Here is a 17,339-nt window from a genome sequence, read left to right on the forward strand (position 1 = left end):
CCGGTCATTCGGAGGCCTCGCCCGGAGTCTCGGGACGGGTGTCTGCGGACGGGCGCCGGGCTGCGGCATCCCTCCGTCGTTCGCGGCGCCGGCGAACCAGCCGGACGATCCCCCACACGATGAGCGCGGCGATCGCCGCCACACCCAGCCAGGGAAGCAGGAAGCCGAACGCCACGACGATGCCGTTGAGCGTGGCGACCAGGCCGTTCCAGCCGGCCACGACCCCGTCGCCGAAGCCTGCCGGATCGGCGACCACGGGCTCGGTCTCGGGCGTGAGCGTCACGGTCAGGGTCGACATCGCCACCTGGGACTCGAGCATCTCGAGCTGCTGCTGGTACGACTCCAGCATCGATTGCCGCTCAGAGAGCGCGGATTCAGCGGCGATCAGGTCCGCCACGCTCTCGGCCTGCGCCATGAGTGCCATCAGGCGCTCCACAGAGGCCTGCGCCGCCTCGATCCTCGCGGCGAGATCGACCGTCTGCTCGGTCACGTCCTGCCGGTTCACCGAAGACGCGGTGACGTCCCCGATCTCGGCGAGCTCGTCGACGACGGTGGTGAGCTGGTCGGCCGGCACCCGCACCGTGATCCAGGTGTCACCGGGCGGGTACGGGTACGGGTAGGGCATCGTGTCGTAGGCGACACCGCTCGACGGGTCGACGACAGCCGTCGAGGCATCGGCGCTGATGTTCATCGACTCGACGTATCCGCCCTGCGCGACGGCGATCTGACCGATCGTCCGTGCGGCGGACTCGACGTCCTCGACGGTCACCGTCGCGGATGCGGTCGTGATGATGTCCCGGTCGGCGGCACCGTCCGCGAGGGAATCGTCCCGGGCCGTCGATTCCGTCACAGCGTCCTGATCCGATTGCTGCGCATCCAGTTCTACGGGTCCTTCCAGACCGCCGCCCGGCTCCGCGCCGCCAGGCTGGTCGAACGGAGCTGTCGCCGTGTCGCTGCTGGCGCCGTTGGATCCGGACACCAGCGGCCCGATGGTCGGCGCGATGATCGCGGCCACCGCGATGACGCCCGCGGCGGCGCCGCCCACGATCCACAGCCGGCCGCGGCGGGCTCGGCGAGCCGTTGCGACGTCGCGCTCCCGCGCGATGTCGGCGAACAGCGCCTTCTCGAGGTCGTCGACCCGCTCCGCGCTCAGCTCGGGCAGGGGCGCCGAGGCGTCGGGCTGCTGCGTGTTCATGTGCTCTCCTTCACGACGGTCCGCAATCGCGTGCGGATGCGGGAGAGACGATTGCGGACGACCCCGTGCGCGACGCCGAGCTCGTCGGCGGCGGCCTGGTAGGCGTACCCTTCCGCAGCGCACAGCCGGAAGATGTCGCGGTCGAGCGGACTGAGCCCCGAGACCTCGCGCAGGATGGCGTCGGCGAGCTCGCCGACCACGATCTGCTGCTCGATGTCGACCGTCGCAGGCAGACTCTCATCGGCGACACCAGCCTGGTGCTCGCGGTCGCGGCGCTGCCGCCGCACCCGGTTCGCGGCCTGATAGCGGCAGACCGTCGCGAGCCATGGCAGCAGGGAGTCACCGACGAGCTCGAGGCCGGGCAACTTGCGCCAGGCCACCAGGAACGTCTCCTGCGTCACCTCCTCGGCATCCGCGGGGTTGCCGACCAGCCCGTGGGCGAGCCAGTACACCGGGCGGACATACGCGCGGTACAGCGTGCGGAAGGCGATCTCGCTTCCGCCGGCCGCCGCCGCCACCAGGGCGCCGTCTCCCGGCGAGTCCTCGTCTGCCATGCCAGTCCTCCGGCCCCGCGCTCGGCGCCAGGTGGGCGACGTCGCGGAGTTCATTGTCTCTCACCGTGTCAGTGTCCGCAGCGCGCCGAACGTCTCAACAGCGCCGGATGCCGCATCCCGACCCTGTATCCTGATGCGAGCGAGAGGGAGTATCCCGACTGCGCGCATCCGTCATCACGGGCCTCGATTGAGCGGCCCCGGGTGCGCGACGCGGGCCGGCCACGGCCTGCGGGGAGAGACTTTCGGCACCGACCGACCCCTCGTACATCTCCCCGCGAAAGGCCCTCAATGGACCTCGAACTCCCGCTGTGGTTCGAAATCGGATCGCTCGTGATCCTCACCCTCATCCTGCTGGCAGACCTGCTCCTCATCCTCAAGCGCCCGCACATCCCCTCCACCAGGGAGTCGACGCTGTGGGTCGTCTTCTACGTCACCCTGGCCCTGATCTTCGCCGGCCTGATGTGGATGTTCGCCGGCGGCGAGTACGCCGGCCAGTTCGTGGCCGGCTGGCTGACCGAGTACAGCCTCTCCATCGACAACCTCTTCGTGTTCGTGCTGATCATGACGCAGTTCGCGGTGCCCCGGCGGTATCAGCAGGAAGTGCTGATGGTGGGCATCATCATCGCTCTCGTGCTGCGGGGTCTGTTCATCCTCGCTGGCGCCGCGATCATCGAGCAGTTCAGCTGGGTGTTCTACCTCTTCGGCGCGTTCCTGGTCTGGACGGCGATCCGTCAGGCGTTCCCCGGAGGGGCCCATGACGACGAGGTGAAGCAGGAGAACTTCGTCGTCCGCATGCTGCGGCGCACGATCGACATCAGCGAGACCTACGACGGCGCGAAGATCCGCACCGTCGTGGACGGCAAGAAGGTGTGGACGCCGATGATCATCGTCTTCGCGGCGATCGGCGTGACCGACCTGCTCTTCGCGATCGACTCGATCCCCGCGATCTTCGGCATCACGACGAGCCCGTTCATCGTCTTCACCGCCAACATCTTCGCCCTGATGGGGCTACGGCAGCTCTATTTCCTTCTCGGCGATCTGCTCGACCGCCTGCGGTACCTGCACTATGGCATCGCGTTCATCCTCGCCTTCATCGGCGTGAAGCTCGTCTTCCACGCCATGCACGTCAACGAGCTGCCCTTCATCAACGGCGGCGAGCACATCGAATGGGCGCCCGAGATCTCGACCTGGACGTCGCTCGGCGTGATCATCGTCTCGATGGTGGTCGCCACTGTCGCGAGCCTCATCGCGTCGTCGCGTGACAGGCGGCTGGGGCGGACGGCTGCCGCTGCCGCGGCCGCCGCGACGGCCGCGACCACCGGCACGGCCGCTGCAGCCGAGGCGGCGACGATCGTCGCCGAGGAGAAGGGCACACCGCCGACCGTCGAGACGCCGCACGCCGACGAGCACCGCTGACGCCGGTCCAGCCGGCTCCGGCCCGCGCCGCCGCACTGGACGTTGTGCGGCGGCGCGAGCGACGCCGCCGCACAGTCGGGTGGTAGCCTGGGCATGTGCGGATCGCTCGCCTTCTCCTTAGCGGCCGCGACGAGTCCTAGTTTCCAGGCCTCTCTCGTCGCGGAGTTTCGTCGCGGGCCCCATCCCCATGCGGGCACAGCCCCATTCGAGGAGAACGACAGAGCAATGAGCAATCCCGGCATCCCCGATCACCCCCGCACCCTCGCTGAGAAGCTGTGGGACGACCATGTCGTCGTCAAGGGCGAGGACGGTCAGCCCGACCTCATCTACATCGACCTGCACCTGGTGCACGAAGTCACCAGTCCGCAGGCCTTCGACGGTCTGCGCGCCGAAGGGCGTCCGGTGCGGCGCCTCGATCTGACGATTGCGACCGAAGACCACAACACCCCGACGCTCGACATCGACAAGCCGATCGCCGACCTCACCAGCCGCACCCAGATCGAGACGCTGCGGCGCAACGCCCAGGAGTTCGGGATGCGCCTGCACTCGCTCGGCGACAAGGAGCAGGGAATCGTCCACGTCGTCGGTCCGCAGCTCGGCCTGACGATGCCCGGCATCACGGTGGTGTGCGGTGACTCGCACACGTCCACGCACGGAGCGTTCGGCGCGATGGCTTTCGGCATCGGCACCAGCGAGGTCGAGCACGTGCTCGCGACACAGACGCTCCCGCTGAAGCCCTTCAAGACCATGGCCATCACCGTGGAGGGCACGCTCAATCCCGGGGTCACCGCGAAGGACATCGTCCTGGCAGTCATCGCCAAGATCGGGACGAACGGCGGGCAGGGCTACGTCCTGGAGTTCCGTGGCAGTGCGATCCGGTCCCTCTCCATGGAGGGGCGCATGACGATCTGCAACATGTCCATCGAAGCTGGGGCGCGCGCCGGTATGGTCGCACCCGACGAGATCACGTTCGAATACGTCAAGGGCCGTGATCATGCGCCGAAGGGGCAGGACTGGGACGACGCCGTCGCGTACTGGCGCACGCTGCCCAGCGACGAGGGCGCGGTGTATGACGCCGAAGTGTTCCTCGACGCGAACGAGCTGGAGCCTTTCGTGACGTGGGGCACCAATCCCGGTCAGGGTGTGTCGCTCAGTGATGTCGTTCCGTCGCCGGACGACTTCGCCGATCCGAACGATCGCACCGCGGCTCAGCGGGCGCTGGAGTACATGGCCCTCGAGCCGGGCACGCCTCTGAAGCAGGTGCCGGTCGATGCCGTGTTCATGGGATCGTGCACAAACAGCCGCATCGAGGATCTTCGAGCGTTCGCATCGATCGTGAAGGGGCGCAAGAAGGCCGACGGCGTTCGCGTCATGGTCGTGCCGGGATCCGCGCGGGTGCGCCTCGAGGCCGAGGCCGAGGGGCTCGACAAGGTGTTCACCGAGTTCGGCGCCGAATGGCGCTTCGCCGGCTGTTCGATGTGCCTGGGCATGAACCCGGACCAGCTGGCTCCCGGCGAACGGTGCGCCTCGACGAGCAACCGCAACTTCGAGGGTCGGCAGGGCAAGGGCGGCCGCACACACCTCGTGTCGCCGCTCGTCGCGGCAGCTACCGCCGTGCGGGGCACACTCTCGAGCCCGAGCGACCTGGAGCCGATCGCCACCCACGTGGGGGCTTCGAGCGGGGCGGGGGCCTGACATGGACAAGTTCTCCACGCACACCGGGATCGCTGCACCGCTGAAGCGTTCCGCGGTCGACACCGACCAGATCATCCCGGCCGTCTACCTCAAGCGCGTCACCAAGACGGGCTTCGAGGACGCCCTGTTCGCCAACTGGCGTCAGGATCCGGACTTCGTGCTGAATCGACCGGAGTACGCCGGTGCGAGCGTCCTGGTCGCGGGACCGGACTTCGGGACGGGCTCGAGCCGCGAGCACGCCGTCTGGGCACTGCGCGACTTCGGCTTCCGCGTCGTGCTCAGCCCGAAGTTCGCCGACATCTTCCGGGGCAACGCCGGTAAGCAAGGCCTGGTCACGGGCGTGATCTCGGATTCGGACGCGGAAGCGGTGTGGGCCGTGCTCGAGGACCAGCCTGGAACGTCTATGACGGTTGATCTCGAGGCACGACGCGCGAGCGTCGGCGGCATCGACTTCGCTTTCGACATCGACGATTACACTAGGTGGCGGCTTCTCGAAGGGCTCGACGACATCGGGCTGACGCTGCGTGAACAAGACAAGATCACGCAGTTCGAGGCTCGCCGCGAGGCGTGGCGGCCACGGACGATTCCCGTTCCGTGAGTCAAGGCCGAGTGCCCCACCCGGGCGCACGGTCGCCGCAAGCCGCCCCTCGAGCACACCAAGTGAGGTCCACCGGATGAAGTCGCTTCTCAATGTCGACGCTGATGCCAAGTCGGGAGTCAAAGAAGTGGCCGGTGAAATTCTCGCCATCCGTGGCGGTCGCCCGCTGACGGGCCGGGTCGAGGTCAAGGGTGCCAAGAACCTCGTGACGAAGGCGATGGTGGCGGCTCTCCTCGGCGAGACGGCCAGCACGCTGCGGGATGTCCCCGACATCAGCGACGTGCAGGTCGTGCGCTCTCTCCTCGAGGTGCACGGCGTGCATGTCGAGGACGGTGAAGAGGAGGGGACGCTCCACCTCGATCCCAGCGGTGCCGTCACGGCGCATTTCGAGGAGATCGACGCGCACGCCGGGGCCTCCCGCATCCCGATCCTGTTCTGCGGACCGCTCCTGCACCTCCTCGGCGAAGCACTCATCCCGGATCTCGGCGGCTGCCGCATCGGCGACCGCCCGATCAACTTCCACATGGATGCGCTGCGCGCGTTCGGCGCGGTCGTCGACAAGAGTTACGAAGGCATCCGGATCACCGCGCCGAACGGGCTGCACGGCGCGAACATCGAGCTGCCGTACCCGAGCGTGGGCGCGACCGAGCAGGTGCTGCTCACGGCGGTGCGCGCGAAGGGCACCACCGAACTGCGCGGCGCCGCCATCGAGCCCGAGATCATGGACTTGATCGCGGTGCTGCAGAAGATGGGCGCGATCATCTCGTACGAGCCCAACCGCGTGATCCTGATCGAGGGCGTGGACTCGCTGCGCGGCTACGACCACCGCGCGATCTTCGACCGCAACGAGGCGGCATCGTGGGCGTGCGCGGCGCTGGCGACCGACGGCGACATCTTCGTCGGCGGCGCCAAGCAGCAGGAGATGCTGACGTTCCTCAACGTCTTCCGCAAGGCCGGCGGCTGGTTCGACGTCCGCGAGGACGGCATCCAGTTCCGCCGCGACGGCGCCCTCAAGCCTGTCACCGTCGAGACGGACGTGCACCCGGGCTTCATGACCGACTGGCAGCAGCCCCTCATCGTGGCGCTCACCCAGGCCGAAGGCCGATCGGTCGTGCACGAGACGGTGTACGAGAACCGGCTGGGGTTCACGCAGGCGCTCAACCAGATGGGTGCCGACATCGTCGTGCACCCGCATGGCATCGACGCACCCGACCGGCGGGTTGCACGGCGTGCCCTCGAGCAGGCCGCCGTCATCAATGGGCCGACTCCTCTCCATGGCGCCGACGTCGTCGTTCCCGACCTGCGCGGCGGCTACAGCTACGTCATCGCGGCTCTGGCCGCGGAGGGCGAGTCCGTGGTGCGCAACATCGGGATCATCCGCCGCGGATACGAGAAGTTCCTGACCAAGCTCGAGACTCTCGGCGCCGACTTCGACGTCGTCGGATAGCGCCCGGTGGTGGCCTCGCAACTCCGCGCCTCGCGCGAGAAGACCCGCCCGAGCATCTTCTGGCCGCTCGCAGCGATCGTCGTCCCGCTGTTCGGGCTGCTCGCCAAGGTCGAGATCATCGACGGTGAGAAGATGCCGCGCGAGGGGGCATATGTCCTCGCCCCCAACCACATGAGCGAGATCGACCCGCTCGTCGTTGCTGTCGCGGTGTGGCGGCTCGGCCGCGCGCCGCGCTTCATGGCGAAGGAGAGCCTGTTCCGCGTGCCCGTGCTCGGGTGGGCGCTGCGACGGACGGGAATGGTCCCGGTCTCACGCGCGTCCTCCGGTGCCGGCGCAAGGCAGACCCTCGACAGCGCCCGCGAGCTCGTACGCCTCGGGCGCGGCGTGATCGTGTACCCCGAAGGCTCGCTCACGCGCGATCCCGACCTGTGGCCGATGCGCGGCAAGACGGGTGCTGTGCGACTGGCGCTGGCCGGCGGCGGCATCCCGGTGATCCCGATCGCCCACTGGGGCGCGCAGCAGATCCTGCCGCGGTACGGAAAGCTGCGCCTGTGGCCGCTGCGGCGGCGCGTGCGCGTCATCATCGGGGACGCCATCGATGTGCAGTCCATCGACGGGGCGGCGGGACAGCCGATCGCCCTCGCCGCTGCCACCGATGAGGTCATGGCCGAGATCGCGACGCTGCTGGCGCAGCTGCGTGACGAGCCGGCTCCGGCAGAGCGCTGGAAGCCCGCCGCACACGGGCAGGAGGAGACGGGTCGCCTTGAGTCGTAGACAGGATGCCGCACGCCCTCGCGTCGCCGTCATCGGCGCGGGCAGCTGGGGAACAACCTTCGGCAAGATCCTCGCCGACGGCGGCGCCGACGTGACGATGTGGGCACGCCGTCCTGAGCTGGCCACCGAGATCCAGGAGGCCAAGCGAAACAGCGAGTACCTCTCGGGGATCAACCTCCCGCGGAGCATGCACGCCACCCATCATCTGTCCGAGGCCGTTGACGGTGCCGAGCAGATCTACATCTCCATCCCGAGTCAGGCGGTCCGGCAGAATCTCAAGGCGGTGCGCCCGCTCGTCGCCCGCACCGACGTTCCGATCGTGTCGCTCATGAAGGGTCTCGAGCGGCGCACCGGCCTGCGCATGAGCCAGGTGATCGAGCAGGAACTGCACTGCGATCCGCTTCGCATCGCCGTCGCATCCGGCCCGAACCTCGCCCTCGAGATCGCGCGGGAGCAGCCCACCGCAGCCGTGATCTCGTCGACGAGTCAGGAGACGGCCGAAGCCGTGGCGCGCCGTGCGCGCAACCGCTACTTCCGCACCTTCGTCAACACCGACGTCATCGGCACCGAGTTCGGCGGCGTGCTCAAGAACGCCATCGCGCTGGCCATCGGCATCGTCGATGGCGTCGGTTACGGCGAGAACACCAAAGCGTCGATCATCACGCGAGGACTCGTGGAGATGACCGACTTCGCTGTCGCGTTCGGGGCCCAGCCCGAGACGCTGCAGGGGCTCGCGGGACTCGGCGACCTCATCGCGACGTGCCAGTCGCCGCTCAGTCGCAACAACACCGCCGGGCGCCTGCTCGGTCAGGGCTACCGCTACGACGACGTCGTCAAGCAGATGAATCAGACGGCCGAGGGCTTGGCCTCGATCGCTCCGATCCTGCAGCTGGCCCGCGAGGTGGGCGTCGAGATGCCGATCGTCGAGCAGGTCAAGATGGTGCTGGACGGCACGATGAATCCGCGCGACATCGCGCCCCACCTCACGACAGACGACGACACCCCCCAGGGCGAGAGGACGCAGAATGGACAGGCCGGCGGTGGCGGTGCTCTTTGGCGGTCGCTCCAGCGAGCACTCGATCAGTTCCGCAACGGCGGGCGGGGTGCTTCGGGCGATCGACCGTGACCGCTATCGCGTGATCCCCATCGGAATCACGCGCGACGGGGTCTTCGTGCTCGAGGACGACGATCCGGCGAAGTTCGCGCTCGACGCCGAGCGGTTGCCCGAGGTCGTCGACAACGCGACACGCGTGCTGTGGCCCGAAGGCGGGGCCGACCGCATGCTGCGCGTGCGCCGCCCGGACGGCACTGTCGACGAGCTGGGCCGTCTGGACGTCGTCCTGCCGATCCTGCACGGCGTGCACGGCGAGGACGGCACGGTCCAGGGGTTCTTCGACACGCTCGGCATTCCCTACGCGGGCGGCGGCGTCTTGGACTCAGCCCTGTGCATGGACAAGCACTTCATGAAGATCGTGCTCGCCGCCGCGGGCGTGCCGGTGTCTCCGTCGGTGACGATCACGCGTGCCCGCTGGGACGATGATCCGGCCGGGGTGAGGGCGGATGCCGCGGCCCTGGGCGTGCCGTCATTCGTGAAGCCGTCGCGTGCCGGGTCGAGCGTCGGCGTCTCGAAGGTGCATGACGCCACCGAGCTGGACGCCGCTCTGGAGGTGGCGTTCGCCGAGGACGACAAGGTTCTCATCGAGACGGCGATGGTCGGCCGCGAGATCGAGGTGGCGATCCTCGAGGGTCGTTCCGGTGCAGCGCCGCGCGCGTCGCTGCCGGGAGAGATCGTGCTCACCACACGCGAGTTCTACGACTTCGAAGGCAAGTACCTCGGCGGAGACGGGGCGGATGTCGTGTGTCCCGCCGATCTGACCGACGGCGAGGTCGCGGCGATCCAGGAGCTCGGCGTCCGGGCGTTCCAGGCGGTCGGCGGACGAGGGCTCGCGCGCGTGGACTTCTTCCTGACTGACCACGGGCTGTACGTCAACGAGCTGAACACGATGCCCGGCTTCACGCCGATCTCGATGTTCCCCAAGTGCTGGATCGCCTCGGGGATGACCTACCCCGAATTGATCACCGAGCTCGTCGATCTCGCGCGCGAGCGCGTGCCGGCCTGAGCCGGCCCCACGGCTCAGCCCTCGGGGACGAGCGTCTCAGTCAGGGTGCACTCACTCTCAGCGAGCGTTCCCGCCGCGACGGCGCCGCCGAGATCGCCGAGGACGTCGTTCGGCGAGACGGTCTCGTTGTCGATGAAGACCTCCACCGCGGGGACACGGCCGTACGTCGTGACGAGGTACCGCGGCGCCTGGCTCTCGTCGACGATCCAGTCGACACCGGCGATGGTGATGCACTTGGCCTCGGTGGGGCCGGGCGGGGTGACGCCGCATCTCAGCAGCACGGCTGACGGCTCGCCCCACGCGCCGGTCGCCTGCGCGTCGGTCCACCGACGCGGTTGCTCGGCCACCGAGCCGGGCAGACGCACGCTCACCTGGGCGCATGCGGGGTCGTTCGCGCCGTCGGCGGGCTCGAGGTTCACGGTCGTCGAGCAGCCGGCTAGCACTCCGCAGACCAGCACCAGGCCGGCCGCGGCAGCGAGGGGGGACAGACGCACCCGTCCAGGCTAACCCGGGCCGCGAGGGTAGCGTGGAGAGGTGATGGACGAGCACATGGACCCCGTGGTGGGCGACCTCAGCGAGGGAGAGATCCTGCGCCGCATCCTGGAACGGGTGGGCGAGTCGTCCGCGGTCGTGGGCCCGGGCGACGACGCGGCGGTCATCGCCGCCGCGGACGGTCGAGTGGTGGCGACCGTCGACACCCTCGTCCACGGGCCCGACTTCCGCCTCGCATGGTCAGGGGCATTCGATCTCGGTTACAAGGCAGCGGCTGTCAACCTCGCCGATATCGCCGCCATGGGTGCGACACCGACCGCGCTGCTCGTGGCCATCGCGATGCCGGACTCGACGCGCCTGTCGTTCGTGACGGGGCTCGCCGACGGACTGCGCGCGGCGTGCCTCGAGCTGGCTCCAGGCTGCGCGGTCGAAGGGGGTGACCTGACCGTCTCCGAGACACTCACCATCGCCGTGACGGCCCTGGGAGCACTCGCCGGGCGCGCGCCGGTGCTGCGCTCGGGAGCGCGGCCGGGTGACGCCGTCGCTGTTGCGGGCGCACTGGGCCGCGCCGCCCGCGGTCTTCGCGTGCTCTTCGACCGCTTCACCGATGCCGCCGGCACACCGGTGCCCATCGATGAGCGTCTGCTGACGACCCGTGAGCGCGACGATCTTGCCGCTCAGCTGCGCCCCACCCCGCCGGTGGCGCTCGGACCCGCCGCGGCCGCCGCGGGCGCGACGGCCATGATGGATGTGTCGGACGGGCTCGTGCTCGACGCGACACGTCTCGCCGAAGCATCCGGGATCACGATCTCGATCGAATCGGCCATGCTCGGTTCCGATCCGGGAAGCGCACTCACCGGTGGCGAGGATCATGCGCTCCTGGCGACGTTCCCTGGCGACACGGCACTGCCCCACGGCTTCCAGCGCATCGGCAGCGTCACCCCGCGCGGCGAGGCGGCCGTGCTGGTCGACGGCCGGCCGCCGACGGGTCCCGGGGGCTGGGACCCGTATCGCGACTGGGACAGCCGCAGCGGGTGACGCCGTCGTCCGAGGGCCGGGCGCGTTAGCCTGACCTGATGACGACGCTGTTGCCGCGTTCGCGCCCCGAGAATCAGGGCGTGCCCTCCGCCGCACTCGCCCGGCTGGTCCACGCGCTGGATGAGATCGACCACGTCCACACGCTGACGGTCGTGCGTCATGGCCACGTGGTGGCCGAGACCACGTGGGCGCCGTACGACCGCGACGTTCCGCACGCGCTGTACTCGGTCAGCAAGAGCTTCACGGCGATGGCAGTGGGGCTCGCGGTGGACGAGGGCCGATTCAGCCTCGACGACCGTGTGATCGACCTCCTGCCCGGGGCCGCGCCCGCGGTGATCAGCGACCGGCTCGCATCACTGCGCGTGCGCCACCTCCTGATGATGTCGACCGGACACGCCGAAGAGCCGCGTGACTGGGGCGAGGACTGGTCGGCGACGCTTCTCGCGACCGAGCTGGCGCACGATCCCGGCACTCACTGGCTGTACAACACGCCCGCGACGTACGCGCTGTCAGAGATCGTGCAGCGCCGGACCGGACTCCGGCTGAGCGAGTACCTCGGCACGCGCCTGTTCGAGCCGCTGGGCTTCGAAGAGCCGTGGTGGGAGCAGAGCCCGGCCGGCGTGGACGCCGGCGGCTTCGGGCTGATGCTGCGGTCGGAGGAACTCGCAGCATTCGGTCAGTTGCTGCTGCAGCGCGGCCGATGGCAGGGGCGCGCTCTCGTGCCGGCGGAGTGGATCGACCTTGCCACCAGCGCCCACATCTCGAACGGCACCGGCGCGGGGGATTGGAACCGCGGGTATGGGTTCCAGTTCTGGCGATGCCGGTACGACGCGTATCGCGCGGACGGCGCGTTCGGCCAGTACGTCGTCGTCATGCCCGGGCACGACGCCGTCATCGCGATGACCGGCGGTCTGCCCGACATGCAGGTCCCACTCGACGTGATCTGGCGTGAGCTGATGCCGGCGTGGGACACCGAGGAGCCGCCCGAGTCGGTGCCGACGCGCATGGCGATCGCCGCGCCCGGGGGAGCGATGCGCGAGGACGTGGTCGAATTCCACTACGACGGGCCGATTGCGCACGTGCGGATCTCGCGTGGCACGCTCACCCTCGACGGCGCAGAACTGACGATCCAGCCAGACAGGTGGACGCCGGCGCACCTGGGGGACGGTCACGGCAGGCGCGGCCTCTGGTACGGCGATCGCTTCGTCGTCGCGGGCGGGTGGATCTCCGACACCTACGTCGCGCACCTACGCACGCTCCAGGATGCCGTCACGTTCCGTCTCGAGGTGTCATCGACGGGTCGGCTGACGATCACGAGGGACCACGGATTCACCGGCCCCGCGGTCTGGGCGGGGGACCCGGCGGGCGTTCAGCCGGAGGAGGCAGACCACCACAGGGTGGTATCGCCGTAGCGCTTGTCGCGCATGGCGACGAGGCCGGGAGGCAGCTGCGGCTTCGGGGACCGCGAGGCGCGTTCCACGACGACGTGGGCGTCTTCGGCCAGGACGGGAACGAGCAGACCGAGCGTCGCCGCGAGCTCCGCCTCGCCCACATCGTATGGAGGGTCGAGGAACACGATGTCGTAGCGGCCGCTCGTCGTGCGGAGGAATCCGTCGGCAGATCCGCGATGGACCCGGATGGCGGCATCCCGTCCGACGGCCTTGCCGACGCGGGCCGCGTTGCGCTCGGCCACGGTCGCCGCGCGAGCGGAGCGCTCCACGAGGTCGGCGGCGACGGCGCCGCGACTGATGGCCTCGAGGGCGAGCGCGCCGGAACCGGCATAGAGGTCGAGCACCGTGGCGCCCCGCACGAGATCCGCCGATTCGAGGGCGCCGAACAGCGACTCGCGAACCCGGTCGCTCGTCGGGCGCGTGCCGGCGTCGGGAACGTCGAGGAGGATCGATCCGGCTCGTCCGGCGATGATACGGGGCACCCCCTCACGATATCGGCGGACTCAGGCGCGTCGTGCTTGCCGATGCGGGCGTACGAGCCCCTATGATCGGCGCCGGGGGAATCACCAGTCTTCGGGGGTTCGAGATGATCAAGAGCGATACCAGATTCGCATCCATGGTGGTCGGCGCCGTCGTTGCCGCGGCGGCGCTTTCGGGCTGTGCGAGCACGACGCCGTCAGGTGACGAGACATCGGCAGGCGTGTCGACTCCGGAGCCGGATCAGTCCGTGGCCGAGCCGACGCCGACCGACGACGACGCCGTCGTGGTCGCGGCGAACGTGCCGACCGACTGCCTGGCGTTGGGGACTGCCCAGACGCGCGACGAGACCGTCGGGGACATGACACTGCAAAGCGACGGGGAGGGGTTCGTCCGTCCAGCGCCGGAAGGTGCGACGCTCGCGCTCGGATGCGACTGGATCGTCGGGGACGCGACGGGTGTGCTGCTCCTGATCAGCACCGCATCGCCGGATGCGGTGGCGCAAGCCCTCACCACGCTGCCCGAAGATGGGTACACGTGCCAGCCGGCCGAGGACTTCGGTGTCGAGTTCTGCGATCTACCCGGTGAAGGCACCGACACCGAGGAGTTGATCGCCGCCCGCGACGACGTCTGGATCTACATGTCCACCGCGAACCGCAACGGGCGGGCGTTCTTCTCCGACATCGTTCAGGGCATCTTCGGCTGAGCATCGTGACGTCGGCGCGGGAATCTAGACTCGTGCCATGGCGTCCTTCACCCTCGACTCGCGCCTGGACGGCGCGGTCGGCGGAAAGACGGCCGCTGCGCTGGAACGCGCTTTCGGCATGAGGACCGTCGGCGACCTGCTCGTGCACTACCCGCGCCGCTACGCGCGGCGTGGCGAGCTCACGCCGATCTCGTCGCTGCCGGTAGGCGAGCCGGTGACGATCGTGGCCGAGGTGCGTCGTGCGAGCGAGCGGCGGATGAAGAACCGCAACGGCTCGCTGCTCGAAGTCGTCATCAGCGACGGCCACGGCGATCTGTCGCTGACCTTCTTCAATCAGGCCTGGCGCGTCAAGGATCTGCAGCCGGGCCGTCGCGGCATCTTCGCTGGCAAGGTGGGGGAGTACCGGGGCGCCAAGCAGCTGGCGCACCCCGACTACCAGCTGTTCGACGACGAAGAGACCGCACGCCTCACCGCCGAGGCGACGGCGAACCTGCCGATCCCGATCTATCCCGCCACGAGCACCGTCTCGAGCTGGCAGCTGCAGAAGATCGTCGCCATCGTGCTGGATGGACTGGGCGACGTGCCCGAATCCCTGCCCGACGACCTGCGCGCCCGTGACGGCCTGCTCGAGGCGCGGACGGCGATCGAGCGGATCCATCGGCCGGCCTCCCTCGACGAGATCGAGCCGGCGCGCGCGACTCTCCGGATGCAGGAGGCGTTCGTGCTCCAGGTCGCGCTGCTGCAGCAGCGGGCCTTCGTGCGCGCGCTCTCGGCCACCAGGCGCACGCCCGGGCACCTTCTCGAGCGGTTCGACGCCGCGCTGCCTTTCGCGCGCACCCCTGACCAGCTCGATGTCGGTGCTGAGATCGAGCGCGATCTGCAGGGCGATTGGCCCATGAACCGGCTCGTGCAGGGCGAGGTGGGCTCGGGCAAGACGCTCGTGGCCCTGCGCGCGATGCTGCAGGTCGCGCAGGATGGCGGGCAGTCCGCGCTCATCGCGCCGACGGAGGTGCTCGCCGCCCAGCACGTGCGGTCGATCGCACGGATGCTGGGTCCCCAGCTCGCACCCGAGCTCATGCCGACGCTGCTGACCGGGCAGCTGACGGCGGCGGAGCGTCGCAAGGCGGCGCTGCGCGCCGCGTCGGGCCAGGCGCGGATCGTGGTGGGCACCCACGCGCTGCTGAGCGAGAGCACCACCTTCGCCGACCTGGGCCTCGTCGTCGTCGATGAGCAGCACCGGTTCGGCGTGGATCAACGCGAGTCACTCCGGGCGAAGGGATCCTCGCCGCACGTCCTGGTGCTGACGGCGACGCCCATTCCGCGGACGGTGGCGATGACGGTGTTCGGTGACCTCGACGTCTCGACGATCCGCACCATGCCGGCCGGCCGGGCCGGAATCGAGACCTTCGTGGCTCCTCTCGCTGAGCGCCCGGGATGGTTCGCTCGGGTGTGGGACCGCATCGCAGAGGAGGTGGCGAAGGGTCATCAGGCGTTCGTGGTGTGCGCGGCCATCGATGCCGAGGCGCTGACCAAGGACGATACCGCCGACGAGCCGGTACCCGAGGCAGCCGGCGAGACGAGTCGGACACGGTGGAGTGTGGTCCAGGTCGCGGACGTGTTGTCGCGCCTCGAGGCGTACAGGTCACTGCGCGTGGCAACCTTGCACGGCAAGATGCCCTCCGACGAGAAGGACGCCGTCATGCAGGCGTTCGCCCGAGGCGACATCGACGTTCTCGTCGCCACGACGGTGGTCGAGGTGGGGGTCGATGTGCCGAACGCCTCGACGATGGCGATTCTCGAGGCCGACCGATTCGGGGTGTCGCAGCTTCATCAGCTGCGCGGACGCGTCGGTCGCGGCGGTGTCCCCGGGCTCTGCCTGCTGGTCACCGAGGCGCCCGCCGCGAGCCCGGCTCGACAGCGTGTCGAGGCGGTCGCCGCGACACTGGACGGCTTCGCTCTGGCCGAGGTGGACCTCGAGCTGCGCGGCGAAGGCGATGTGCTCGGCGACGCCCAGTCGGGAGCGCGATCGTCGTTGCGGCTGCTGCGGGTCGTGAAGGACGCCGACATCATCACCGAGGCCAGGGTCGCCGCCGAGCGCGTGCTCGCCGACGACCCCGCCCTGCAGCGGCACACCGGACTCGCCGCGGCACTGGAGCGCAACGTCGGCATGGCCGAGCGCGCGGCACTGGCGAAGAACTGAGCCGCGGCCGGCCCCGCCGCGCGGTCCCGTTAGGCTGGGCCCATGAGCAGCCGGATCGCCGTCGTCCCGGGGTCGTTCGACCCGCCGACCCTCGGTCATCTCGATGTCATCCGCCGAGCCGCGATGCTGTACGACCAGCTGCACGTGCTGGTGGTGCACAATCCGGGCAAAGAGGCCATGCTCCCCATCGCGCAGCGCCAGGCGCTCCTGGAGCAGTCCATCGCCGAGAGCGACATCGACGGCGAGGTCATCGTGGCCTCGTGGAGCATGGGGCTCCTGGTCGACTACGCGACGGATGTGGGGGCGAGCGTCCTCGTGAAGGGCATCCGTTCCCAGGTGGACGTTGCGTACGAGACGCCGATGGCCATCGTCAACCGTCACCTGGCCCATATCGAGACGGTGTTCCTGCTTCCAGACCCCGCGCACGCGCTCGTGTCGAGTTCGCTGGTGCGTCAGGTTGCCGGCCTCGGGGGCGACGTCACTCCGTTCGTGCCGCCGGCCGTGGGGCGCTTCCTCGACACCGGCGCGCGCGGCATCTGAGCCTTCGCGGGCGCCGACGCGCCGAGGTCCACACACCGCCGGTACGATAGGGGACCGTGGCCAGAAAGCATGTGACGGGACCGTTCGTGATCCCGGTCAGAGACATCGTGCACCGCTCCGGCGAGATGCGCGAGTTCACGCTCGAGGTCTCGTCGCCGGAGAAGTGGGGCGAAGGGCTCGTCGCCGTCGAACAGGGTGAGCCGGTCGCCGTGGACGTCCGGCTGGAGTCGGTGCACGAGGGGATCCTCGTCACCGGCGACATCGACACCGAGTACACCGGCATGTGCAGCCGGTGCCTCACCGAGATCGCCGAGGGGCTCCAAGTCGAGTTTCAGGAGCTTTTCGCGTATCCTGGCCAGGAAGAAACTGACTTCGAGGTTCAAGACGACCACGTGGATCTTGAAACTCTGGTCAGGGAAGCGGTCGTCCTGGCGCTTCCGTTTCAGCCGGTGTGTCAGCCGGATTGCCCCGGCCTCGATCCGGCTACGGGCAAGCGGCTGACCGAGAGCACCGGGTCAGAGCAGCGTGAGCCCGTCGATCCTCGATGGGCTGCGCTCCAGGGCTTCACCACGGACCACGACGACGATTCACCGCGCTCCCGCGGCTGACCCGGCGCCGAGAACACAGAAGAGAGCA

At 69.2% G+C, this 17,339-nt stretch carries 17 protein-coding genes; 13 read left to right on the forward strand and 4 right to left on the reverse strand.

What is annotated here, in order from left to right; genetic code table 11:
• Window positions 1-4: 4 nt before the first annotated feature.
• Window positions 5-1,195, reverse strand: coding sequence for a DUF4349 domain-containing protein (locus K0817_RS08710; RefSeq protein WP_219981077.1), 1,191 nt, complete (start codon window positions 1,193-1,195; stop codon window positions 5-7).
• A complete protein-coding gene (locus K0817_RS08715) occupies window positions 1,192-1,749 on the reverse strand; it encodes an RNA polymerase sigma factor (protein WP_219981078.1) in 558 nt (185 codons plus the stop codon). Before K0817_RS08715 ends, K0817_RS08710 begins: the two co-directional genes overlap by 4 nt.
• A gap of 288 nt (window positions 1,750-2,037) precedes the next feature.
• Between K0817_RS08715 and K0817_RS08720 the strand changes: the two genes are divergently transcribed.
• From K0817_RS08720 to K0817_RS08750, 7 genes are all read left to right on the forward strand, one after another.
• On the forward strand, window positions 2,038-3,165 hold the full coding sequence (locus tag K0817_RS08720; RefSeq protein ID WP_219981079.1) for a TerC family protein: 1,128 nt from the start codon (window positions 2,038-2,040) through the stop codon (window positions 3,163-3,165).
• Window positions 3,166-3,390: 225 nt separating this feature from the next.
• Window positions 3,391-4,860, forward strand: a complete 1,470-nt coding sequence (gene leuC / locus K0817_RS08725; protein WP_219981597.1) for a 3-isopropylmalate dehydratase large subunit — start codon at window positions 3,391-3,393, stop codon at window positions 4,858-4,860.
• A 1-nt stretch (window position 4,861) separates the two neighbouring features.
• Window positions 4,862-5,458 (forward strand): 3-isopropylmalate dehydratase small subunit, encoded by a 597-nt coding sequence (gene leuD, locus K0817_RS08730; RefSeq protein WP_219981080.1) that lies wholly within the window; start codon window positions 4,862-4,864, stop codon window positions 5,456-5,458.
• Window positions 5,459-5,534: 76 nt separating this feature from the next.
• Complete coding sequence (murA, locus tag K0817_RS08735; protein ID WP_219981081.1) at window positions 5,535-6,905, forward strand: UDP-N-acetylglucosamine 1-carboxyvinyltransferase; 1,371 nt, start codon at window positions 5,535-5,537, stop codon at window positions 6,903-6,905.
• A gap of 9 nt (window positions 6,906-6,914) precedes the next feature.
• Complete coding sequence (locus K0817_RS08740) at window positions 6,915-7,679, forward strand: lysophospholipid acyltransferase family protein (RefSeq protein WP_219981082.1); 765 nt, start codon at window positions 6,915-6,917, stop codon at window positions 7,677-7,679.
• Window positions 7,669-8,805, forward strand: a complete 1,137-nt coding sequence (locus tag K0817_RS08745) for an NAD(P)H-dependent glycerol-3-phosphate dehydrogenase (RefSeq protein ID WP_219981083.1) — start codon at window positions 7,669-7,671, stop codon at window positions 8,803-8,805. Before K0817_RS08740 ends, K0817_RS08745 begins: the two co-directional genes overlap by 11 nt.
• On the forward strand, window positions 8,705-9,799 hold the full coding sequence (locus K0817_RS08750) for a D-alanine--D-alanine ligase family protein (RefSeq protein ID WP_219981084.1): 1,095 nt from the start codon (window positions 8,705-8,707) through the stop codon (window positions 9,797-9,799). Before K0817_RS08745 ends, K0817_RS08750 begins: the two co-directional genes overlap by 101 nt.
• A gap of 14 nt (window positions 9,800-9,813) precedes the next feature.
• On the opposite strand, the gene K0817_RS08755 is transcribed toward K0817_RS08750, so the two are convergent.
• The gene (locus K0817_RS08755) at window positions 9,814-10,293 is read right to left on the reverse strand and encodes a DUF3515 family protein (RefSeq protein ID WP_219981085.1); all 480 of its coding nucleotides are present in this window, start codon (window positions 10,291-10,293) and stop codon (window positions 9,814-9,816) included.
• 43 nt (window positions 10,294-10,336) lie between these two features.
• Here K0817_RS08755 and thiL point away from each other — a divergent pair, with 43 nt between their 5' ends.
• Together thiL and K0817_RS08765 are read left to right on the forward strand one after the other, a co-directional pair.
• Window positions 10,337-11,329 (forward strand): thiamine-phosphate kinase, encoded by a 993-nt coding sequence (gene thiL, locus K0817_RS08760; protein ID WP_219981086.1) that lies wholly within the window; start codon window positions 10,337-10,339, stop codon window positions 11,327-11,329.
• Between the two features lie 38 nt (window positions 11,330-11,367).
• Window positions 11,368-12,741: a serine hydrolase gene (locus K0817_RS08765; protein ID WP_219981087.1), complete on the forward strand. Its 1,374-nt coding sequence runs from the start codon at window positions 11,368-11,370 to the stop codon at window positions 12,739-12,741.
• On the opposite strand, the gene rsmD is transcribed toward K0817_RS08765, so the two are convergent.
• A complete protein-coding gene (gene rsmD, locus K0817_RS08770; protein WP_219981088.1) occupies window positions 12,699-13,262 on the reverse strand; it encodes a 16S rRNA (guanine(966)-N(2))-methyltransferase RsmD in 564 nt (187 codons plus the stop codon). The genes K0817_RS08765 and rsmD overlap by 43 nt on opposite strands.
• Before the next feature lie 62 nt (window positions 13,263-13,324).
• Between rsmD and K0817_RS08775 the strand changes: the two genes are divergently transcribed.
• The 4 genes from K0817_RS08775 to K0817_RS08790 all read left to right on the forward strand — a co-directional run bounded on the left by K0817_RS08775 (window position 13,325) and on the right by K0817_RS08790 (window position 17,311).
• Entirely contained in the window at window positions 13,325-13,963 is a 639-nt protein-coding gene (locus tag K0817_RS08775; RefSeq protein ID WP_219981089.1) for a hypothetical protein, read from the forward strand.
• Between the two features lie 37 nt (window positions 13,964-14,000).
• Complete coding sequence (locus K0817_RS08780; protein ID WP_219981090.1) at window positions 14,001-16,163, forward strand: ATP-dependent DNA helicase RecG; 2,163 nt, start codon at window positions 14,001-14,003, stop codon at window positions 16,161-16,163.
• Window positions 16,164-16,205: 42 nt separating this feature from the next.
• Entirely contained in the window at window positions 16,206-16,703 is a 498-nt protein-coding gene (gene coaD, locus K0817_RS08785) for a pantetheine-phosphate adenylyltransferase (RefSeq protein WP_219981091.1), read from the forward strand.
• Between the two features lie 71 nt (window positions 16,704-16,774).
• Entirely contained in the window at window positions 16,775-17,311 is a 537-nt protein-coding gene (locus tag K0817_RS08790; protein WP_219981598.1) for a DUF177 domain-containing protein, read from the forward strand.
• Window positions 17,312-17,339: the final 28 nt, after the last annotated feature.

The organism is Microbacterium sp. HD4P20 (assembly GCF_019449275.2).
Lineage (GTDB): Bacteria > Actinomycetota > Actinomycetes > Actinomycetales > Microbacteriaceae > Microbacterium.